At 42.8% G+C, this 22,440-nt stretch carries 16 protein-coding genes; 6 read left to right on the forward strand and 10 right to left on the reverse strand.

Features of this window, described 5'->3' with window-relative positions; translation table 11 throughout:
• Positions 1-274: 274 nt before the first annotated feature.
• The 5 genes from RIE73_RS35570 to RIE73_RS35590 all read right to left on the reverse strand — a co-directional run bounded on the left by RIE73_RS35570 (position 275) and on the right by RIE73_RS35590 (position 6,650).
• Entirely contained in the window at positions 275-619 is a 345-nt protein-coding gene (locus RIE73_RS35570; protein ID WP_446405652.1) for a slr1659 superfamily regulator, read from the reverse strand.
• 33 nt (positions 620-652) lie between these two features.
• Positions 653-1,237: a slr1658 superfamily regulator gene (locus tag RIE73_RS35575; protein ID WP_446405653.1), complete on the reverse strand. Its 585-nt coding sequence runs from the start codon at positions 1,235-1,237 to the stop codon at positions 653-655.
• 2 nt (positions 1,238-1,239) lie between these two features.
• A complete protein-coding gene (locus RIE73_RS35580; protein ID WP_446405654.1) occupies positions 1,240-2,790 on the reverse strand; it encodes a SpoIIE family protein phosphatase in 1,551 nt (516 codons plus the stop codon).
• A gap of 84 nt (positions 2,791-2,874) precedes the next feature.
• On the reverse strand, positions 2,875-4,071 hold the full coding sequence (locus RIE73_RS35585) for a V4R domain-containing protein (protein WP_446405655.1): 1,197 nt from the start codon (positions 4,069-4,071) through the stop codon (positions 2,875-2,877).
• Positions 4,072-4,631: 560 nt separating this feature from the next.
• A complete protein-coding gene (locus RIE73_RS35590) occupies positions 4,632-6,650 on the reverse strand; it encodes an alpha-amylase family glycosyl hydrolase (protein WP_446405656.1) in 2,019 nt (672 codons plus the stop codon).
• A 212-nt stretch (positions 6,651-6,862) separates the two neighbouring features.
• On the opposite strand from RIE73_RS35590, the gene RIE73_RS35595 reads away from it, so the two are divergent.
• The gene (locus RIE73_RS35595; RefSeq protein ID WP_446405657.1) at positions 6,863-7,876 is read left to right on the forward strand and encodes a rhodanese-like domain-containing protein; all 1,014 of its coding nucleotides are present in this window, start codon (positions 6,863-6,865) and stop codon (positions 7,874-7,876) included.
• Positions 7,877-7,976: 100 nt separating this feature from the next.
• Here the strand turns inward: RIE73_RS35595 and ubiG are convergent, their stop codons facing one another.
• On the reverse strand, positions 7,977-8,732 hold the full coding sequence (ubiG, locus tag RIE73_RS35600; RefSeq protein WP_446405658.1) for a bifunctional 2-polyprenyl-6-hydroxyphenol methylase/3-demethylubiquinol 3-O-methyltransferase UbiG: 756 nt from the start codon (positions 8,730-8,732) through the stop codon (positions 7,977-7,979).
• 142 nt (positions 8,733-8,874) lie between these two features.
• On the opposite strand from ubiG, the gene RIE73_RS35605 reads away from it, so the two are divergent.
• Positions 8,875-9,609, forward strand: a complete 735-nt coding sequence (locus RIE73_RS35605; protein ID WP_446405659.1) for a TIGR04283 family arsenosugar biosynthesis glycosyltransferase — start codon at positions 8,875-8,877, stop codon at positions 9,607-9,609.
• Here the strand turns inward: RIE73_RS35605 and RIE73_RS35610 are convergent.
• Positions 9,591-10,292, reverse strand: a complete 702-nt coding sequence (locus tag RIE73_RS35610; RefSeq protein WP_446405668.1) for a DUF547 domain-containing protein — start codon at positions 10,290-10,292, stop codon at positions 9,591-9,593. The genes RIE73_RS35605 and RIE73_RS35610 overlap by 19 nt on opposite strands.
• Before the next feature lie 1,073 nt (positions 10,293-11,365).
• Between RIE73_RS35610 and RIE73_RS35615 the strand changes: the two genes are divergently transcribed.
• The 3 genes from RIE73_RS35615 to RIE73_RS35625 all read left to right on the forward strand — a co-directional run bounded on the left by RIE73_RS35615 (position 11,366) and on the right by RIE73_RS35625 (position 16,776).
• Positions 11,366-12,859 carry a hypothetical protein gene (locus tag RIE73_RS35615; protein ID WP_446405660.1) on the forward strand — a complete coding sequence of 498 codons (1,494 nt, stop codon included), beginning with the start codon at positions 11,366-11,368 and terminating at the stop codon, positions 12,857-12,859.
• A 101-nt stretch (positions 12,860-12,960) separates the two neighbouring features.
• Positions 12,961-15,471: a HEAT repeat domain-containing protein gene (locus tag RIE73_RS35620; protein WP_446405661.1), complete on the forward strand. Its 2,511-nt coding sequence runs from the start codon at positions 12,961-12,963 to the stop codon at positions 15,469-15,471.
• 117 nt (positions 15,472-15,588) lie between these two features.
• Positions 15,589-16,776, forward strand: a complete 1,188-nt coding sequence (locus RIE73_RS35625; protein ID WP_446405662.1) for a helix-turn-helix domain-containing protein — start codon at positions 15,589-15,591, stop codon at positions 16,774-16,776.
• 444 nt (positions 16,777-17,220) lie between these two features.
• On the opposite strand, the gene RIE73_RS35630 is transcribed toward RIE73_RS35625, so the two are convergent.
• The gene (locus tag RIE73_RS35630; protein ID WP_446405669.1) at positions 17,221-17,844 is read right to left on the reverse strand and encodes a LysE family translocator; all 624 of its coding nucleotides are present in this window, start codon (positions 17,842-17,844) and stop codon (positions 17,221-17,223) included.
• Between the two features lie 194 nt (positions 17,845-18,038).
• Positions 18,039-19,943, reverse strand: coding sequence for a sulfite reductase, ferredoxin dependent (gene sir / locus RIE73_RS35635; protein ID WP_446405663.1), 1,905 nt, complete (start codon positions 19,941-19,943; stop codon positions 18,039-18,041).
• Positions 19,944-20,331: 388 nt separating this feature from the next.
• On the opposite strand from sir, the gene RIE73_RS35640 reads away from it, so the two are divergent.
• A complete protein-coding gene (locus RIE73_RS35640; RefSeq protein ID WP_446405664.1) occupies positions 20,332-21,507 on the forward strand; it encodes a PEP-CTERM sorting domain-containing protein in 1,176 nt (391 codons plus the stop codon).
• A gap of 282 nt (positions 21,508-21,789) precedes the next feature.
• On the opposite strand, the gene RIE73_RS35645 is transcribed toward RIE73_RS35640, so the two are convergent.
• Positions 21,790-22,440: Rpn family recombination-promoting nuclease/putative transposase (locus RIE73_RS35645; RefSeq protein WP_446405665.1), on the reverse strand; the 651-nt coding region annotated here is incomplete at its 5' end.

The raw sequence follows: 22,440 nt of genomic DNA on the forward strand, positions 1-22,440 counted from the left end.
AGTTTTGACTTTTGAACGTCTGTGACACCACGAGCCTGAATCCTGAATTAAACTGGTCAATACAAGTCTAACTTTTGAATCTAGTAATATTATACTTTAGTTAAACTCAATTATTTCAGAAAAATTGAGGTTAATGATTTAAGTAATTTTAGAGCAATTTCAGGTAAATTCAGGTATATTGAGTTCATAGTCAACTCAATAAAACATCGGTCAGATTATGTCCATCTAAACAGTTATCCTGTCCTTCCACCTTGCTCCCTGCCTCCTGCCTTCACTAGTCCCACTCCACTTTTAAATTAGGCATCAACCGTTGCCAGTTACTTAAAAGCTTTTCCTGCCAGGGCATTTGTCTTGAGCCTTGAACCTTTAGCTGAGTAATTTTTTGCTTGCGTACACGAATCACAAATCGAGACAAAACACTCATTCCTGAACTATTCAGAAATTCAAGCTGTTGTAGGTTCATTATAATTAGGGGAAGTTCTTGAACCATAACCTGATCCAGTAATTCCTCAATGGGTTTATAATCAGCAATTAAACTCTCCCGCAATAAACCCTTGAAGTACACAGTTGCCGTTTCTGGTTCATACCATATTGTATAGTCTTCGGTCTCAATGTTCATTCGATCTACTCCATTTTATTTCTGACAATTTAATTAGGTCGTTAGTTGTACCATTGTGGTAACCATTTTAATTTCCGGGTTTAGGTTAATATCTTCAATTTTCCAGCCCAACTTAGCATTATAATCATTAATCATGCTGAGAAGACCCAACTGAGATTGTTCACTATCCTCTTCAGCACCTTTTTCTAATTGGTGGAAATAAAGTTCATCGACATCGGTTGTAAGCAGTGTATTAACAAACGCCTCTAGCTTATCCAAGCTTGCTAAACTAACGCAATTTGTGGCAATTAATATTAGATTTTTGTCCTGTAAACAGCTACTAATTTTTATTGGATGTTTCAACCGATTATCATGAAATTTGACGCAATTCTCTAATAACTCATTGGTGATATAAGTCGCTGCACTCTTGATTTTCAGTTGTCGTTCAAAGGTTTGAATATCGTCCTCCCGAGTAGGAAAGAGATTGGCAATATAGTCCGTCATGAAAGCAACAGACAAATACCGAGTTTGCTTGCGGCGGGCGCAGGAAATCGCGTGAACATACAATTCCAGCGTAAACAGTTTGTAATCGGTCAGTATATCGTCTCTGAAGTTTCCCAATATCTGATTCTGATTCATAGTTATCTCTGCTTGAGTACCACTAACGTAATATCATCCGCCACTTTTTGCTCACCAATATGTTGCTGTACATCGTCAATCACAACTTGTCGAATCTCCTGCGCCGATTTCTGGCAATGACGACTAACAATTTCACATAATCGCTCTAGTCCATATTGTTTTCGATGGGAGTTATAAGCCTCGGTAACACCATCTGTGTATAAGACTACCACATCTCCGGAATTTAACTGGATTTTTTCCTGCGCGATAAACTCAGAAATTTCTTCCTCTAATCCTAAAGGAAAACCTAGATGCGTTGTATTAATCCGTTCCACGGTTCCGCCAGTACGCACGATGATAATATCTTCATGTTGACCACTGACACCTAATGTGCCATTGGTATAATCTAAAACAGCCAGGGTGAGATTCCTATAGGGATTAATCCGCTGAATGTTACTATAAATAGTACGGTTAAGAATATCCAGAAATCTCACCGGGTTGGTTTCAGCACTTTCTTGTAAGGTTCGCACCGCCGTTTGAGTCATCAACATCAGCACTCCACTTTCTAACCCATGTCCGGTTACATCACCAATGCTAATTTTGACATTACCATCCTGTTGAATTACGTCATAGTAGTCACCGCCAACTTCATCGGCGGGTTGCATAAATCCCGCAATATCTAACCCTTCAATTAAATCCAGTTCCTCCTGTTTGGGTAAAATCATTTGTTGCAGTTTCTTCGTCACCTCAAGTTCAGCACTCAACCGCAGGTTTTCTTGTTGAAGTTTTTGATTTAGCGTAATAATTTCTTGATGAGCAGCTTGCAACTCTTGTTTCTGACGTTCCAATTCCTGATTCTTCTCTTGCAACTGTTGCGCCATGAATTCAAGCTGTTTTTGGTGGGTTATATCCTTGATAACAAAACTACATCCGGAAAATCCTTTGACGGGTAAATAAATCGGGGTTATTTCTAAACGCAGATAATAGGATGAATGCTGAATCTCTTGGTAGGATTTACGTTTGCTGGTTTTGGCTTTTTCAAAATATTTTCTGGCGAAATTAAACTGGTCATTGTCTGATAAATCAAATAGATATTTATTTAAAATAGCAGATTCATTCAGCAAAACCCCATGAACAGAGCGGAATTGCATGATTTCCAAGAAGCGACTATTAAATTCGACTAACCGTCCCTCACTATCCAGGATAGCAATACCCTCTGATGAATTTCGCACGATACTTGTCCATCGTTCTCGCCCCAAATAAAACTCTCGAAACAGATCATCATCTTCAGCGAGTATATTCTCAAAGATTGCCAGCCATTCTTTGTCCCGTTTAACCAGTCGTAGACGGGAAATAAATTCGTTTTTGTTGATTGAAATGACAATCGTTAAGTCCAGGAATCCTTTTTTATATTGACTGAGTTTTTTGTGGAATAAGAATCTGCCTCTTTTATCTTTGCGACTAAACAAGCTGTCTAAGGGTTTTCCCACAATCGACTCCGGAGTACAGGCAAAATGTTCACAAAACTCAGAAGTAACATTGAATATGGTTAGGGCGTCATCTAAAATGAGCATTCCTCCTGTATAAACGGCATATAAAGGACAATCCTTCACGATATTAGCTCCTGTTTATTTAAAGTATTATGATTGATAGTCATTTTAAAGTAATTCAACCTGAAATTTACAAGAGGCTTGTTGACAACAAATACAATGACTTTCTTCCGAAGCATAAGTTCCTACCCGTTCCTCAACCGTACCTTCGCCATGCAGCAATGCCATAATTCCCGCTGCGACACCCGTTAATGTAAAACATTGAGGTTCTTTGGCTTCACCTTTATAGGCTAGATAACCTAACGCTTCGTATCCATTCAGGGCTTCCATTTGCAAGGTTTCGCCCGGTTCATAATTGATCACATGCCAATTGCCCCAACCCAAACCATTGGTTACCGCAATTAATCCATATAAATTATCCGATTCTTGTTGAACCATGGGCGCAATTAAGTCATACCATTCGGCTGAAATGATAATACCTCGAAGGGTGTTCACTGCACAGACTTCTCCAGCGAATAAAAGCAGGTTTTTGGCTGTGTTGAATAAACCTTTTTCTTTCATAGCTTCGACAAAGCGAATACAGATTAAATTATAAAATTCCGCTGGGGTATTCGCTAAATAAACATTAAACGCCGGGATTAATCCCTGATCATTCCCATAAAACGGCATTTCAACCAGAGCGTTAATAATTTTTTCCTGATCAATATTCGATTCAGCAAATTGACTCGTGGGTTTAGGCTTAAAGTTGAGATTTCGCTGCGGCGGATAGGTTACCGAATGAGTTCGGGATTTATCAATGATAAACTGACAGGTATCTGCTCCCATATTCATACAAGCTGTTTCGCGGACATACACCGATTCTCCAGTAATCCCATAAATCACGCCTTGCAGATACCCTTCAGTAAACGTACAAACGGGACAGTTGGATTCAATAAATCCGGCTTTCCATCCTTCGACAAAGTGGGAACTACTGGAGGTAACGATGCCTTGACTAATTTGGGAAAAGTCCAAACATCCATATCCTAAGTGAGCATAGAGTTTGGCGGCTATTTGCCATTTATCGTCTAAGGTATCTTCCGGTTCAATAAAATTAGGGATATAATCGGAAAATATTTCTTCAGCCGCCGATACAAGAATCGCTTTGCCGTTAATTTGTTTAGTGCCTTCGATAATATTTTGCAGACGGGCATTATAATGATGGCAGTGAATCACGACCTCTTTTTTGCCAATAATGCGGCGATAGGTATGAGGGTCAAACTTTAAATTGAAGCGTTGGGTTAAGTTTTTGGCTGCTGGAGTATTCATTGGTTGTAAGTGGCGGTATAATGTTGTTCAGGATAGTCTTTGGGAAAAGACATACGAGTGGTTAGCGCTACCCCTACCCTGGCTAATCGAAGGGTTTGGAGAAGCATGTCAGGGAAAGCACGTAATATCCCAACTAATCGGATAAGTTAGGTTGAGGAACGAAACCCAACCTACTGGACTGACACAGCTAAAATTGTGGAATAGATTTGACGTTTAAATCGGGTGCAAGCCTTGCGCCCCTACAATTCTAATCCACCAAATAAGGTGTGTCACGCTACTACTGGCGTTGATATGCACCTAGGGTTTAGGAGGGGTCAGGTTTTCACATTTACTAGGAAAATACTACATACAGAGTTTATTGCCTAGTAAAGTTGCCATGAACGATGAATCCTGAGCCTGAGAGTGTATTCTATGCAACCGAAAATGGCTATAGTTTGAGATTATATCAGTTTATACAAAAATAGGATCAACCACCGCAAAAGAAAGAGGCGTTCCACCGGAACGTCTCTACAAGGTTAAATCAGGGATAATGTTGTAGCTTATGTTACCGTTTAAAAAAATTAAATCAGAGCATAAACTTTTGCTTCCCAGGGAAAAATCGGTTCTCTGCCCACCCATTCCGGAGGAACAATGCGGTCTTGGGTGATTTCTTTCCACTGCTTGCCTGCTGGAGTGGGGGACCAATTCGGGACTTTATATTCAGACCCAACAGGTGTTCCATAGTCAGAGAAATTAGCCACAACAATCACGCATTCATCTGCTTTTTTACCACGCCGCCAAACTAAAACCCGTTTATCTTCATGGAAATCGGCATGAATAAACTCATTATCATTCACCGCTAACGCCTTTGATGAAGTGCGGAAGCGAACTAACCGGGCTACATACTGGAAGATGCGTTGTCGCCAATCTTCTTGGACTCGACTATAGTTAACTGGATCAACCTGTTTATGCTCCGCATGTTCATCCGTAATATCGAGATCGTGCTGATCCCCAAATTCATCCCCTGCCAAAATCATCGGAATACCAACGGCAGTTAAAAGACAGGCAAATGCCAGCTTAATTCGGGGTTCAGTATCGTAAATTCCATGATTGATTAGGTAGTTATAGAAACGCTCATTCCCCAAACCGCCTACATCATGGGATGTGAGATAATTCACGGCTTGAGCGCTATCAGTAAATCCGAGGAAACGACAATCAATCAGTTTGCGAACACTCCATTCAAAGCTAGAGTCATTAAACGCATTCTTGCCTAAAATGACCTGTCGCAGAATCTGCTTAAACTTTTCGTTCCAGAGTCCATCTAAGCGATTTTGATGGATTAAGGCTAAGGGAACACTTAATTCTTCACCAATAACCAAAAAGTGCTTAGTTGAACCGCCCCGTTTTTCCCAAATGGTGCGGGCTAACTCTCGGAATTGCTGCAAAAAGTCATAGTTACCGACATTATTAACGCTATCCAGTCGCAAACCATCCACCCGATAGTAGTTCAGCCAATGAGCCATATACGCTTTCATATATTCACGGGCTGGCACAAACCAGGATTTTTTGCCCAGAATTGGATGATAGCCTTCGTTCCAATAGTTGTACTTAAATAAATCACCGCCAAAGCCATCACGACCCGCTTGTTCAGGATCACGTTGGGGATCACCTGCTGGTCGCCATTGAACATAAAAATCCAGAAAGTTGATGTTTTGATACGGATTATTTCGGGAAAACGCCATCACCATATCAACAAAGAAACGCATCCCCAATTGGTGACAAACTTTAATTAAATTGGCTAAATCCGTGGATGCAGTTGGCGCATCTTGACCTTCTGGATGTCCTAAATCAAAATCAGCCGCAAAAAAGTTAGCCGTACCATAGCCCCATTCCAGCTTGTCATCACTATCGGCTGGGGGCAATAATTCTAAGGCATTGATTCCTAGTTCCCTTAGATAGGCTTTCCCTTCTGTTAATGTGTCAACATGGCAAAAATTAGGAGATGTGGCTTGGGGTTGCAACAAAGACAGCACATCCTGAAACGTACCGATTCCTACCTCTCGATTCTCCTCTGTTTTTCCTTGAGTCCAACGGGTTGGTAATTCATAGATAACCAGTTGATTGTTTGGGGGTAGGGTGTCTAATGGGGGTTCTCCTTCCCAATTCACCGTTTGTCCCCCCGGATCACAGGGTATTAATGAGCCATTCTGATACAAAATAACACTAGCCGGATCATGACTGGCAATACCGCCGTCCTCGTCAGGAATGGGGGCGATTATCCGTCGGTCTACAGTTGTGGCGGTTGGATCGGTGCAATAGAGAACTTTGTTAATATTGTCTGGGTTATAGGGTTCCGTGTTGCGGATTTTAAACCAGTACAGGTAGACTTGTCCGTCTGTCAGACCACAGGCTTGAGCCGAGATTTCCCACAACTCCGGAAACTCTGGAGATTGGCTGAGGGGGTATTCCCCAACTTTCTCGAATCGATCTGAAGCCTTAGCTGAAGGTTTGGCAATGTAAACGCTGGGCGGTGGTTGGGATATACCCGGACGCCACAAGACGAAGTGGGTTTGCTTGCGGCTCAATAGATCGACGAGCATAGTATGGGTCTCCTGAGTGGGAATCTTACTTCGGGTTGATTCATACAACCGACCACCATTCTATTCTGGAGATTTGAAAAGTCAATTGTCTGGGTTTTCTTTAGCCACTGTAGGGACGGATTTAGGTGGAATGGTACTGACTGGTATGCTGGTGGGCAGTGCCCACCCTACGGTATATCAAGGGTTTCGGCGATTCCAAAAGGCTTAAGTCAGTGCCATTAGGTTTAGGGACAATTGTAGGGGCGGGTTTAGGGACTAAATTCTGCTATTCACCAATAAATGAACAACAAAACCCGCCCTCCTCACCAATAAATGAACAACAAAACCCGCCCTCCTCACCGATAAATGAACAACAAAACCTACCCCATCTTCCCAAAACCAACCCAATCATGATCCAACTCCAACATCGCTGGGTCGTCAATGCAGCCGAAGCCAAGGAACTCATTGAACAAAACGTTGCAACTGTGCTAGATGTTCGCCAGCCGATGTCCTGGTTTTTCAGTCATGTTCCTGGTGCGGTTTGGTTGGGATGGTGGCAATTCTTAGAGCAACTGTTACCCCCGAACGGAAAACTGCTCAAAGACTCAAAGATACTCGAAGAAAAACTGCGGCGGTTAGGTATCTGTAACCGTAAACCTGTTATCGTGATTGGCAATCCCCCGAATAACTTTGGCGAAGAGGGGCGAGTGGTGTGGATGTTGCGGACTCTGGGACACCCGCAAGCAGCTTTCGTCAATGGCGGACAGGCGGCGCTAGTTAAAATAGGAGTTCCCACGGTTTGGGGATTGACTCGTCCAGCACCTGGAGACTTTGTGGTAAACCCTACACCCTTATGGACGATTCAGCGCCATCAACTGCAAGACAATTTGACAACCCAAGCGTATTTTGTCCTTGATAGCCGTTCACCGAAAGAATTTGCTGGCGCTACCCCCTACTGTGAAAAACGGGGTGGACATATTCCTGGTGCTGTGCATTTCCATTTCCGGGATTTGATGGATAAAAAAGGGTACTTACTTCCCCCAGAGGAAATTATGACTCGGTTACATCAACGGGGATGCGATCGCGAGACTCCCATTGCTACCTATTGTACAGGGGGTGTGCGCTCTGCTTTTATTGTTGCGGTGCTAACTGAGTTAGGGTATACCTGTGTGAAAAACTATCCTGGTTCGATATGGGAATGGTCAGCTTATCCGGCGATAACTCATCCACTAAATAGAAGTTGCTGAATAAGTATTGTGTTTAAGGAAGGGAACAGGGAACAGTTTTATCGTGATTTCAACCCCTAAATTATCCTGTATTCGTTCAATAAGTGCATTCATTTTTATCCTATCCCGGCTTCACGGCTTTGCCAATATACATCAGAGATGTATCATCACTAATCTTAGCTTGAAATCCTCCAGTATTTTTGTAGTGGATATAGGCACGAATGTTTTGATACAAGGAAACGCCAAACAAGTCAAATCCTTTAATATCTATATCATCAAAACCTACTTTAGCTAAAAAATCACTTAATTCTTGGGGTTGAATGAACTTGTGCCAATCATGAACGCCACGGGGTATTTCTTCTAAAATATCTTCCAAGACTGTTATAAATATTAGTTTTGACTTAAAGTTTCGATTAATGGTATCAAAAAAGAAGTATCCCTGCGGTCGCAAAACTCGATAAATTTCTGCCACTGTCTTTTGCCAATCGACAACATGTTCTAAGACATCCACACAAATGACAGCATCAAAGGTATCATTTTGCCAAGGTAAAGCTTCAGCTTGCCCAACTCTGTAGTCAATTTCCCAGCCCTGAGTTGCTGCATGGTTTCGAGCGCTGGTAATGCATGGATAAGAGCGGTCAATTCCGCTGACAATTGCCCCTTTTACCGCCATAAACTCACAAGAATATCCCCCGCCACAGCCAACGTCTAAAACGTTCAAGCCTTGCCAGTCTTTAACATAAGAATCAAAATAAGTAAATCGAGGTGAATTGAGATAAGAAAGGGTATATATTTTTTCATCTGGCTGCCACCATCGGTCAGCCATGCGGTCATAAAACTCTAAATCATTTCGTTTTCGGGGTTGATTTTTCATCATTTAAAGGCAAAATCTATATATTTATCCTATTTTGAAAGCTCTAAGTAAGCGGTCACACATTTAAATTGGGAATGAGTAGCGAGCAAGATGCTCGCATTACAACAGTTTTTCCGACTACTTAGACCAACACTATCGATCAATCATGTCATCTTCTGTATCCATTATCATTCCCACCCTAAATGAGGCAAGTTGTTTAGAACGCACCTTGCGCCATCTCAATGTGTTGACGCCTCCTGCTTTAGAGGTGATTGTGGTGGATGGTGGAAGTGAAGACGAGACCGTCGCGATCGCGTCATCCGCCGGAGTACAGGTTATCCTCTCAAAGGACGCTGGACGTTCAATCCAGATGAACCAAGGCGCACAGCAGGCAAAGGGAGAGGTTCTCTGTTTTCTTCATGCTGACACATTAGTGCCGGATGATTTAATATCACTCATCCAACAGACTTTAACTGATCCAACGGTTGTCTGTGGCGGATTTATCTCCCTGATGATGGGTTCACGAACAACGCGCTGGGGAATCTCGTTGCATAATTATCTGAAAACCTATTACGCGCCTCTACTGTTTCGACCTCATTTATTTGGTCGAGGATTGCGCTTGCTGTTTGGGGATCAAGTGATGTTTGTTCGCCGCTTCGATTTCTGGGACTGTGGTGGGTTTGATTGCACGTTACCAATTATGGAAGAGGCGGATTTGTGTCTGAAGTTGGTCAGGCGGGGACGAATTCGCTTGGTGAATCGGGTGGTTCAGAGTTCTGATCGCCGCGTGGCACGTTGGGGATCACTGAAAGCGACAGCGATTTATGTTTATGTGGGTGTCTTGTGGGGGTTGGGTATGCCTGCAGCTTATCTGAAAAAATTTTATGAGGATATTCGCTGATCATTAAGTGTCCAGTCGTAGTCCAGGTAAATAATGGGAGTATCAGACGCGATCGCACTCTCAGTGTTCAGGTAAGTGCGGATATAATCGGGGATGGAGTCAGCGACTTTGAGAAAGTCATCCCCGTACCATTTGAAGATGCGACTACAGTAAAGGGTTTGATTCGATGGTTCGTATCGAACTTTATCAGGATTATTAATAAAGCGGCTGGCGTCTTCCTCTAATTGGCTGCGTACTGATTCTGCCCAATACGCACCAGTACGCAGCAAAGGACAGCCAATTGCTGCACAAACCAAGGCAAAATGAATGCGGGGTTCGTTGAAGTCGCGGCGCAGGATTTTATGTTCGATTTGGTTGAGGCTGTAACGGCGATTGGGTGGCAAAGGATGGCTGAAGAACCAGAGAAAGGCTAACCAGTTAGGGATACCGAAAATCCGGGGGAGGATGGAGTTGATCGGGTAGCGTGCCAAAATGGAAGCGATAACAGAGGCATTGTAGAGGTTAATCCATAGCGCTAATTGTTCATCGGGATTGGAGAGAGATTTGGGATCGAGTTGTTCTACAGTCCATAGCCAATTCATCAGGGTTTGGGATGACTGCTGTGACCAATCCTGATAATTGACGCGACCATTTTTATCAACGTATTGGCGTAGGAGTTGATCCCAAACTGTAAAGTCAATCATACTTAGGGTTTGCTTCAGGAAGTCTTGTGGTGGGGAGAGGGAATAGGCAATAGGCAATAGGCAATAGTGAAGACAAAAGCTTACCTAACAAGGGATTGAGCGATTTGAATTTTCATTTTACGTCCTAACCTTAGTGCGTAGTGTTATAAGTCGATCTATCCTATTCGATCATAAACGGCTAACGCCGAATCCTGCGATCGCAAGCGACATTAAGGAAACGTGACGATGAAAACTAACCCAACGCCACCCCAACCGGATATCGAACCCTCCTCAACGGTTGAACCCTCACCACCTGTCGTCGAAAATCCGGACGCGGAAACTGTTCCCTAATCTCAACCGTTAACTTTAATTGTGTCCACCTACTTATTCCACCAACCCCTGATAACTTAGCTTGTGGTTACGCTGTCTTGGCTTTCAGTCAAGGTTGGTGCTGATTAAGCCTGGTTGAATAAGGAAAACTTTTCAATTTTAGGTTTTAGTTTTAATATTCTCAAGTCAATCGGGTTTAGGGCGGGTAGAAAAAGTCACTGGCAAATCCTGAGTTGACCTGGGTTTGAGTATGTAGTATGTTGTTACAGTAATGCTGTATTGGGTGTTTTTTGTAGCCATTTTTTTACATAAATTGCTTAAATGCCTTGAAAATGCGTAATTTTTCCTCTCTAGTATCGAAAAAAAATTAAACAATACAAATATATTACATTACCCAATTTTAAAGACTCGAAAAGGGACAAATTTGACAAAAAAGCAGTTTAATGCATTAGCCATGACTTAAAATAAATATTATTAGGTTAGGACTTACGCAAAGCCTCTATGTGTTCTATGTGTAGTGTCGTGGCACACCTTATTTGGTGGATTAGAATTGTAGGGGCACCATCCTTGCGCCCAGTTTAAATGTCAAATCTATTCCACAATTTTAGCTGTGTCAGTCCGCCATCGTGTGTTAGCGTAGCGTAACGCACCTTTACCACGATACGTGGTGTAGATGTGTAAATCCTGTAGGTATTATTGGTGACAAGTTATCCGCAGCGATTTAGCTTGAGAAATGAATTACAGATGCACAGAGAAATAAAACCATGCGAGAAAAAATAGTTAAAATTTTATTTACTCCTATTCCGGGAACCAAAAGTATAGAACAAGGGCTGTTTAGAGTTATGGGTATATCATCGGCTAAATTAAGACAGTGGTCAGTTCCTAGTTTAATTTTTCTCCTCAAGTCACTTCGCTGGTTCGTACCGAGTGTAATTGGATTATTAGCGATTTGGATGATTGGCGGTAATTTCCTCGCTGCTCAACAGGAAAAGGAAATTGAACAAGATTTAGATGAATTTGTTCAACGGTTTCCGGATACTGAACCAAATGATTCGGCGTTGAAGTTGCGAGCTTTGATGGCAAAATTGGGAATGTCTGGTGGTAGTACACCTGAGTTTCCTATCGACACCTATACCCTGTCTCATCCAGATTTTGCTGTCTCTGAAAGTAACCGACAAGCTTTTGAGGAAATTCGAGAAGAACTAGGAGATTATTTGAATGATCAAATCAGCAAACCTAATGATGACGTTGATCCAATACCTGAAAACTTAAGGAAATACTTAGTAGATAATGCGAAAGATATAGAAGCAATTCGTCAGCATATCTTAAATAATGAAGTTCCACAGTGGGAGAGAGATATAACTCCAATCGTGGAGGGGGATTATTCATTTCCTTTGCCTAGTTATTTGAATTTGGTTAATTTCCAAAACGTGATTTTACTGGATGTCTTAGAAAAAAATAGCCGTGGTCAAGTTAAACAAGCCGAAGAAATGCTAGAGGTATCCTGGAGACTCAATCAGTCACTTCGTAACGACTATTATCTGATTAGTCAATTGGTTGTCTTAATTATGGGCAGATATAATACAGGTGTAATCAGAAAGCTTGAAGATCTTCCCGTAGAGTGGCAACAGCGCTTGCTAGAACATGACTACCATCAATCACTGTTAACTTCTCTAGAAACAGAATTTTTATTTGAATTCAACTTTATGCGAAGTTCACATTTATATTTACCTCTTGTATATTCAACTGAAGAGGTGTTTAGTCCGGAAGATTTATTATTGGCTTTACTACTCCAATTTCCTATTTTCAAACCTTATCTTCGCTTTTCTGCAATTGATACGTATAATATACAAATAAAACGTCTGGCAGAATCTAAGCAACAGAATATATGTTTGTCGGATTCAGCCGAATCAGCAACAATTGATACAACCCCAGCCTGGTGGAATATTCCTGGTCAGACAATAGTACCAGCCTGGTTCAATCAACCTCGTAAAGCAACCCATTATATGCTTGACTTAGAATTAACTCAAAAAATATTGCAGGTCAAAGCACTAGCTGCCAAAGCTGGAAAATGGTCCCCGTCAGTCCCGAATATGGAGTCTGAGATTTGTCCTGGGCTTGAATGGGTTTATCAGGTGTCTCCTGATGGTACAATGTCAATTTCCCTAAGTGAGCAACCTGAATGGTTAACCGAAAGAATAGAAAATCAAAATGCACTTCCTCTTACCTATAGCACTGAGCAAATTCCTAATTATTAGAACAAAGTATTTAATGTTAACCTAATTTGTATGTAGTCGGCACTTTAGTGCCAGAAAGAGCGCTAAAGCGCTCACTACGAACCTACCATCCAACCCAAGCTATGCTTACACAAGCTAAAGGAAATTGTTATACCTTACTTATAATTGGCTGTATCAGCCTTTCATTCTCTCTGCTGAGTGTGAGTCAGGGATGGGGACAAGAATCTGTTGATAAAGAAACGTCCTCCTATATAGAACAATTAAAAAATGATGACGATTGGCGCAAGCGCAGTCAAGCGGCTTCGGCTTTGGGAGAAATTCGTTCAGAAACGGCTATTTCAGCGTTAATTACCGCCCTAAAAACAGAACAAGATGAAGTGGTTCGCCTCAGAGCAACCTTTGCCTTAATCAAGATTGGTTCACCTGCTATTCCCAGCTTAATCGAAACCCTTAAACATGAGAACGTATCGGCTAGATATAGTGCGACTTTTGCTCTAAGTCAAATGGGTTCGCTGGCTTTTCCTAGTCTGACTGAAGCCTTACAGAGTCAGCCTGAACTCATTCGCACTAATGCGGCTTCGGCTATCGCTAAAATTGCTGAACATCGCCAGAATAAGGCAGAGCGTCTATCGATGTCTGATTTAGTGCAGGCTATCTCTAATTTAGAACAAGCTCAAAATACTATTATTTCTTCCCAAATGATTGAGGATAGCATCAATCCAATTCAATCAGGCTTTAAACAGGAAGACATTGAGACGATACGAGACTCTCTAACTATTCTGAACGCTGAACGGCGCGATCGCGTCTTCTCTCAATTCCTTCAATTAATCTTTATCACTCTCGCCTCACTATCAATCATCGGTGGTATAATTGTTTGGCGTCGCCCTGACTTAATCTTGCGGTTCAGTCGAGTCCTTGTTCAGTCGAGAGAACAGAAAGAAAGACTAGACCAATTTCGCTCACAAGTCCAGCAATTCTTCCAACACGCAGGCGCAACCACCAGCCGTCAAGGGAAACATAGTCTCAAACTTACTTCGATTCCAGGTAGACTAAAATCCTATACGCCTTTACCAATCATGCTAACCCTTGACCAACCTGTTGACGAAGACGTAACTGAGTTAGTCAAACAATCCAGCCAATTAACGAGCAATTCTCAACACAAAGCAGGTATTCTATTGTATCGAGAACCACCAGATACCCTTTTCCGAATGCGGATGGCAGAAGTTAGGCTGCGTGACCATTTTATCCTGATTCCGATTCCTTTTGCCGCGATTGAACAGGCATTATTAGATGGTAGCACAGCTTCGGGACTTTTAGCCCAATATACAGACCGCTATTTACCCGGTGCTGACTTGTTTGATGATCGGAATGCTATTGGCGATACTCTCTCGTTTTTTGGTCGTGTCGAACTTCTCAATCGTCTGGAAGAAGAACTGCGTCGTAACCAAGGGATTGGACTCTTTGGCTTACGCAAATCTGGCAAAACCTCCATTCTCCTACAATTAAGTTTTGCCATGCGCCAGCATCCCGTGGTTCATATTGACCTGCAACGCTATGGCGGAAAACAGCGTTATGGGGCTGAATTATTTAATCAAGTCTTGCAACAACTGATCAAGTTAGTCAATGAACACCATCCTCAATCAAAGGGTGCTGACTTAAGCTGGGTTCGTAGTAGGCACTTTAGTGCCAAAAGCGCTAAAGCGCTGACTACAAACGCTAAAGCGCTGACTACAAACTTTAAACCCTTTTCCCAAGATAGCCCTGCGCCAGATTTAATCTCTGAATTCACCCAGCACATTAATACTTTATCTCCCTTACTCCAAGCCGCCGGATATCACCTCCCGATTCTCTGCTTCTTAGATGAAATTGAACGGATTATTCCCACAAAAACTGACGCCAAAGAACGCACCGAAGAATTCAACGCTTGTTTTGGCGTACTGCGGGTATTAAGTCAGGAACAGCGCCAACTCTCCTTACTGGTGGCTGATGTTCATGCGGACTGTAATCGGATTAATCAATGGCAACAACTGGATGTCCCCACCAATCCAGTGTTTAGCTTTTTTAAAGAATACTTTCTCTCTCCCTTTTCCCAGTCAGAGACAACCCGAATGTTAACCGATATCGGTGAACTAATGGGCGTCACCTTTGATCAAGCGACTCAAATCGCCATCCATCGAGAAAGTGGCGGACATCCCTTTATTGCCAGACAATTGGCAAGTTTACTCTGTAAAAAAGTCGCCCCAGAAAATAAGGGCGAAATTAACCTATCCGCTGCTCAACGCTATCTGAATAAACCCTTTACCTATTCAGGTGTACTCAAAGACTACTGTAGCCAAAATATTTGGGCAGACTTAGATAAGCGTAATTTTACCTGTGCGATCGCGCTGCTGCAACTCCTCACCTGTAACCAAGAGACTCAGCCACAGATAACCGAGGAAGCCTTGTTCACTCGACTCAACCCCGAATTCACCGAAAGCCAATGTCTAGACGCCCTACTCTGGCTAGAAGCCGTAGGATTAATCCATCGAGACGCGATCGCACACAAGGATTACTATCAGTTACAGGTTCCCCTGCTATCCCGCTGGCTACGGATGCAAATGAAACCCGAAGAAATTGAACAATGGCAGCTATAGCAGGAGGCAGAAGGCAGAAGGCAGAAGGCAGGAGGTTTATGATGGGTATGTTGTCGTTTTAGCTGACAATTATCAATTATCAATTATCAATTATCAATTGTCAATTATCAATTATCAATGACCAATCGCCCCTTCGATAACTTTAGACTCGCCATCTCGAAACCCGACTCCTTTTTCGGACGCCAGAAACTCCTCGCCAATGTCATGCGATCGCCTTTTCAAGTGAGAATCATTCTCGGTGGACGCCGCTTGGGTAAAACTAGCACGTTGAATGCTATTCAATGGACGCTTTTCAATCACAATAGCCGTGCTTTTCCTGTTCTCTTTAATTTACAACAAGAACAACCCGAAAGTCTAGATAACTTCCGATATTTGCTAATTCTCCGATTACAAGAAGCGCTGATCCAAAAGCAAACCCAATCACCCAACGCCGAATCTCGATTAGGCTTGAGACGAACCTATCGCCGCTTACTCAGACAGTTCTCTGGCGGTGAACTTGGTATATCTGGATTTAAATTAAATGTTACCAATCCCTATCAAGAACGGCGTTTAATTCACGAAGACTTCCGCCAAGATTTATTAAAAATCATTAAACACCTGCAAAAGCAAAACCTTGAAGGCATTTGCTTCCTCTTAGATGGCGCAGAATTTATTGTCCGCCAAGAGTGGGCAAATGATGCTTGGAGTTATCTGCGGGGATTAAAAGACACCGACACCGCCATCAACCCCTTTTTAGGATTCTGTTTCTCTGGCTATCGTGACTTGAAAGATTATCAGCAACGAGTCGGTTCTCCGCTGCTGAATATTGCCGATGTAGAATGGTTAGGGACATTAACCGAATCCGACACGCGATCGCTGATTGTTCAACGGAGTCAAAATGAAGGTGTTCCTCTCACAGAATTGGGATTGAATACGATTCTAGATTGGGCTGGATATCATCCCTATCTCACTCAACAACTGATTAATGAAATTTTCGATGATTATCAGATGGGTAAATCCCGTTCGACTGAGAGTTTTATGCTGCATCAACAACGAAAACATGACCGTGATTTTTCCGCTTGGTGGGATGAAGATCAACGTTCTTATGGTTTTAGTCAGGTAGAACAAACCGTTTATCATACCCTCGTTCAGCAGCGAGAGGGAACGGCTGAGACAGTAGCAGAACAAGCGCAATTGAGTTTTGGACAAGTTGCGGATGCGCTGGAAGTTTTAACGGGAACGGGTGTGATTCGCCAGTTAGATGATGAGCGATACAGGATGGGTTCAAAACTCTTTGAGGAATGGGTGGTTCGGGAGAGACGTTAAGGAGGATGAGATTAATTCACAGTTACGCTGTTCGGCATTTAAACCATAATGTCAAGAATTGTGAGTCCTTGTAGTGCGAGCATCTTGCTCGCTACTAATACCCAATTTAAATGCATTACAGCTTGTTCAAGCTAACATAATTTTTCGATACAGCACTTCGCGCTACTATAGCAATCCTATTTGAGTCGTGTCCAAAAATATGATAATTTTCGGGAATGGGCAATGGGCAATGGGCAATGGTAAAGAGTTTCAATGCTTTTTTCTATTTTTTGATTTTTCACAACCTATTTAGGATTGCTATATATGAGGTACAGTAACAAAAATGAGCTTTCCGAATTTCTTATAGCAATGTTCCGTCTAATGCGGTACATCGATAAGGGCGCAAGCCTTGCGCCCCTACATTCCGGTGTACCTCACGCGGTTGCCAACTGCTGTAAAGGTCAATTAAGGTTTGATCATCAAAAACACTCCCACACCAATCATGATACAGCCTGCAATCATATTTATTCCTTTTCTTGTTCTAGAATTGATCAGTAATCTCGCTTTATCCGCCATGAATGCATAACCGAGTTTGACACCGCCTACGGCTACTGTAGTAATCGCGATAATGATGATAGTATCAAGATAAGAGATTTGGGAAAGATCAATGAACGCTGGGAAAAACCCCAGATAAAATAAGGTTGCTTTTTGATCGGCTAACGTAATAGATAATCCGGCAATAAAACTAGACAGCCAAGAAGATTCTATAACGGCGGCTGTCTCCACTTTATTCACGTTTGCCCGACATAACCCTATTCCCAACCCGATCAGATAAGCGCCACCCAGGTACTTGATCAGGAAAAATAAGCCTCCCATTTTTGCCGCCAGCAGTGATAAACCCCAAATGGCGATGAGAATGAAGATAATGTCACCGACTACTATTCCTAGAGTGGTGAAAACACCATGAATGAAGCCAGACGTAGCGGATCGGGTGGAGACAGTTAATACACTAACACTGGGAATAGAAGCCAGAACAACCATTGTACTGAATAATGCAACAATGGTGCTAAATGTCATACTGCTTTGCATAACAATTGAATTATTGTGTAATTGTGTAACACGCTCAACGACAGAATAAGCGTTGTGGATGTTAACAAATAATTCGCCAACCGTATCAGGTACGAAACCCAACCATGTGAAGGCACAATGAGAGTACGGTATTTGATAAAGGGCACGATAGTATCGTGCCCCTACCTAATTCATTTAATCAGTTACCTCTAAATTCAAGATGACTGATTGAGAAACGCCTCGATCGCGTCAGCAGCCAGATGGCTAATCGGCTTACCTTGACTGGCGGCGGCGTCTTTGAGACGGCTGTACAGATCATCGTTGAGGGAAATCCGATGTCGGGTTTTCTTGGTGGGTTTGGGGAATTCGTAATTGGCAGAATACTCCCGAATCGCATCAAATCCCACGCGATCGCAAAAATCACCGAAACTTTCCCCCAGTTCGCGCTGCTGCTTGAATTGCATGAATATGGGTTCGAGGAAGGATTCGAGTTCTTCAATCGGCAGTTTGTCGATGTAGGCTTGTGCTAACCTCGTCTGATCCGGTGAACCACCTAACCACACTTGATATTTTCCAGGCGCACTCCCGACGAATCCTAATTCTGCCATGTAAGGTCTGGCACATCCATTGGGACATCCCGTCATCCGGATGACAAAATGGTCATCTTTTAATCCCAGCTTGTCCAACAATGTCCGAATCCGCACCGTAATCCCTGGAATTGCCCGTTCTGATTCAGTAATCGCTAACCCACAGGTGGGTAGGGCGGGACAAGCCATGGAATAGCGGACTAGGGGTTCGATTCCTTCTGGGGTAATTTGTACCCCATGTTGGTTGAGAATCTGTTCGATGGGTTGCTGCTGGTTCTTTTCAATCTCATACAGAATGGCATTGTGATTGGGTGTCATCCGCATGGGTAGGTCAAATTGCTTGACAATTTCCCGCAGGGCTGTCTTTAACTGGAAGTTCCCCTCATCTTTAATTCGCCCATTCTCAATGGAAATGCCTAAAAATAACTTACCGTCTCCTTGCTCGTTCCATCCCAGATAGTCTTGGTATTTAAAGGCGGGGAGGGGTTTGTAGGGGGCTAGGGGTTTACCAAAGTACTCTTCCACCTTGGCGCGGAACTTATCAACACCCCAATCATTGATCAGGTACTTCATCCGGGCATGACGACGATTAACGCGATCGCCATAGTCTCGCTGAGTTGCCACAATCGCTTTGATCAAGTCGAAGATATCCTCTTTGTCCACATAGCCAATCGGATCAGCCATACGGGCAAAGGTTTCTTCTTTATTATGGGTGCGTCCTAAACCGCCACCCGCGAGAACATTAAATCCTTCCAGTTGTCCCTGCTGATTCATCATCACCACCAAGCTGACGTCTTGGGTGTAGAGATCAACGGAGTTATCGCCGGGAACGGTGACACTACACTTAAACTTACGGGGCATATAATGTTCCCCGTAAATCGGTTCTTCTTTATCCGCGAATATCGTACCGTTGCCATTACGCTGACGCGCCGCTTTCACCTCTGGGGCTTCTTCGGCGCTAATTGCCTTTTCCCCATCCAGCCAAATTTCATAATAAGCGCCCGTCTGAGGGGTCAACAGATCGGCAATTTTATCGGCATACTCCCAAGCATATTGGTACTCTGGACGAGTCTTGAACGGGGCGGGAGGTGCCATAACGTTGCGATTTAAGTCTCCGCAAGCGCCCAGGGTTGAACCGAGATTGCGGACAATGGCGGCTATGGTTGCCTTTAAATTCTTTTTGAGGATACCGTGAAGCTGAAACCCTTGGCGAGTGGTGACTCGCATCGTATGGTTCCCGTATTCATCGGAGAGTTGATCCAGCGTCAGATAAAGTTGGGGGGGGATAAACCCGCCGGGAGAACGGGTTCGCAGCATGAACTGATAGTCTTTTTCTTGCCCTTTAATCCGGTTATCACGGTTATCTTGCTGGTAAGACCCGTGAAATTTAAGAATTTGTACGGCATCACCACTGAAGTGGGTGGTGTCTTCCAGCAACTCGCTGGCTACGGGTTCGCGTAAGCAGTTACTGCGTTCTTTTATACCTTCAAGTTTAGACGTTTTCTGTACGGAGGGATTCTGAGATACAACCATGGATGCTATAAGTCCGAACGGATCAGCTATATTACCGTAACTCTATCGGGATTACGTTGGATATTTTGATCCTAATACCTGGGTCATCGGTGTGGGCGCGACTTTGATATAAATTAAGATTGCGGCTGGCGGTGCCTGTGCGATCGCAATGCGAATATGCAACAGTATCCTAATATTTCAAGCTTTGTGTCTTGACAAGAATACAATTATGTGATTTACAATCAGCTCACCGACAGCCAGATTAGCGGTTGTCTTTACTAAACCTTCATATAGTTCTATCTCTGTTCATCAAAGCTTTAAAGTCATCTTCTCTGAAAGGAAGTATTTTTACTTATAGGACAAGTAAATTGCTTGCATAAGTAAACTTGATAGGCAGGTGAAAAATCTAATGACACTTTTTAGTACGAATAGCATTTATCAGAAAGTAGCGGCTTTCGCTACTGGAGTAGCGCTAAGCTGGATAGTAATTGATGCAAATGCTGCCAAGGCTGCTTATTTGTATTCCATTACAGAGCTTAGTCCCGACAGTCGATCATCCTTTGCCACAGACATCAACAATCTTGGGCAAGTGGTTGGTCGTGCAGACGGTAGAGCCTTTTTGTGGGAAAATGGTTCAATGGAAGACCTTGGTACTCTCCCTGGTCATAGGGGAAGTTGGCCTCATAGCATCAATGATGCTGGTCAAGTGGTTGGTGTTACAGAATGGGTCAATGGGGACAATGCTGTTCTCTGGCAAAATCAAACAATTATAGATATTGGCTCTCTGTTTTCCGGTGGAGAAAGCATCGGTCTTGATATTAACAATAGTGGACAGATAGTGGTGGATTCGGAATTTAGTGGCACTTTCATTATGGAATTTGACCCAAGCGGTAATCTTGTTTCACAACGTAACATCCGTCCGACAAACTTTAGAGGCTATTTCTCAGATCTCAATGACATTGGTCAAATTATTGGAAATAAGTCAGTACCTCCTGAGTTTGATGAAAGACTTGCCTTTATTTTGGAAAACGACCTAATCACGGAACTAGAACCGCTTCCTGGTGATTTAAGTAGTACTGCTACAAGTATCAATAACGCTGGTCAAGTTGTTGGCTATTCAAATGAGATTTTTGGTTCTTCTTTCAACCCTACTGCTGTCTTGTGGAATGACAGCAACATTATTAATCTTGGTACTGAAGGCACAAGAAGTCTAGCTTTTGATATCAATGAGAATGGTCAGGTAGTTGGTCAAACCTATTTTGGTGACAACACCTTTAGCGGTACTTACGCAACCCTTTGGCAAGATGGCGAGATGTTTGATCTTAATAATCTGATTGCTCCCAATTCAGACGACTTTGATATATTGGAGCGAGCTACTAGTATCAATAATAATGGACAGATTGTCGGCTACGGTAGGCTCAACAATCAAAGACGAGCCTTTCTGGCAACCCCCATTCTCGAACCTTCTCCTACTTCTGTCCCCGAACCCAGTACCATTTTAGGACTAGGTCTCTTTGGTCTAGCTAGCTTCTTAAAGCTCACATTGAGCAAGCAAGGTCAGGGCGCTAATAATATACACCATTAAGTGCAATGCTTGCAGTGGTGTGGCACACCTTAATTGGTGGATTAGAATTGTAGGGGCGCACGGCGTGCGCCCAATTAAACCATCAATCTATTCCACAATTTTAGCTGTGTCAGTCCAGTAGTGGCGAGACCCACCTTAATTGTGACTTTAGAAAAATGCTAAAACACTTACCTGACAATGCTTTGAGCTAATTTTATATTACACCATTTTAACTGTGCCACCCCAATAGATTATTTTCCTCAAATCACCAAAAACTATGAGATAGGCGCTCCTCTAGAAGTGCTACAGTTTCTCAATCTCTTTTCTACTCAGTCCAGTTACTTCTGTGATTGTATCAAGCTCAGTCCCTTTTTGTTTTAAGTTTCTCGCTACGTTAATCTTTTCTTGCTGTTTCCCCTCCTCAATTCCTTCCAATCTTCCCTCTGAACGCGAACCTTCAATCATGCTAACTTCATAGCGTCGATTCTCCATAAATCTCAGATAGTTGGCTCTTTCTTCTGCACTCAAGCTATCGACCAGTAAATTTTCCTTCGCTTCTGCTAACCCTTGGGCAGTAAATTCCTCTTTGATTTGGCTCTTTTTCAGAAAATATATCCATTCATCTAAGGGAGTTTTCGCTACCTCGTTAAAGTTATTGACTTTAATCACATAATACTCCGGGAAAATCTCATACACCTCTTGAATCTTAAACAGCTTCTTCTGATTGATTGATAACCCCAATCTGTCTTCTTGATGCAGCCCCCGAAAATCCAACATCCCTTTATAAATATAATCCTCCCCCTGCCCCAGAGCAAAGTAGACGACATTGACTGAATAGACTTTTTTGATTTGACCGTAAGCTTCTCCTTTTTCCAGAAAGTCCGTAATTAACCTTGATGTGCCATAGAGCATCCGATGAAAATAATCTTGCTCTGTATTGTTTTGCACTTCAAT

Source organism: Coleofasciculus sp. C1-SOL-03 (assembly GCF_040220555.1).
GTDB lineage: Bacteria > Cyanobacteriota > Cyanobacteriia > Cyanobacteriales > Coleofasciculaceae > Coleofasciculus.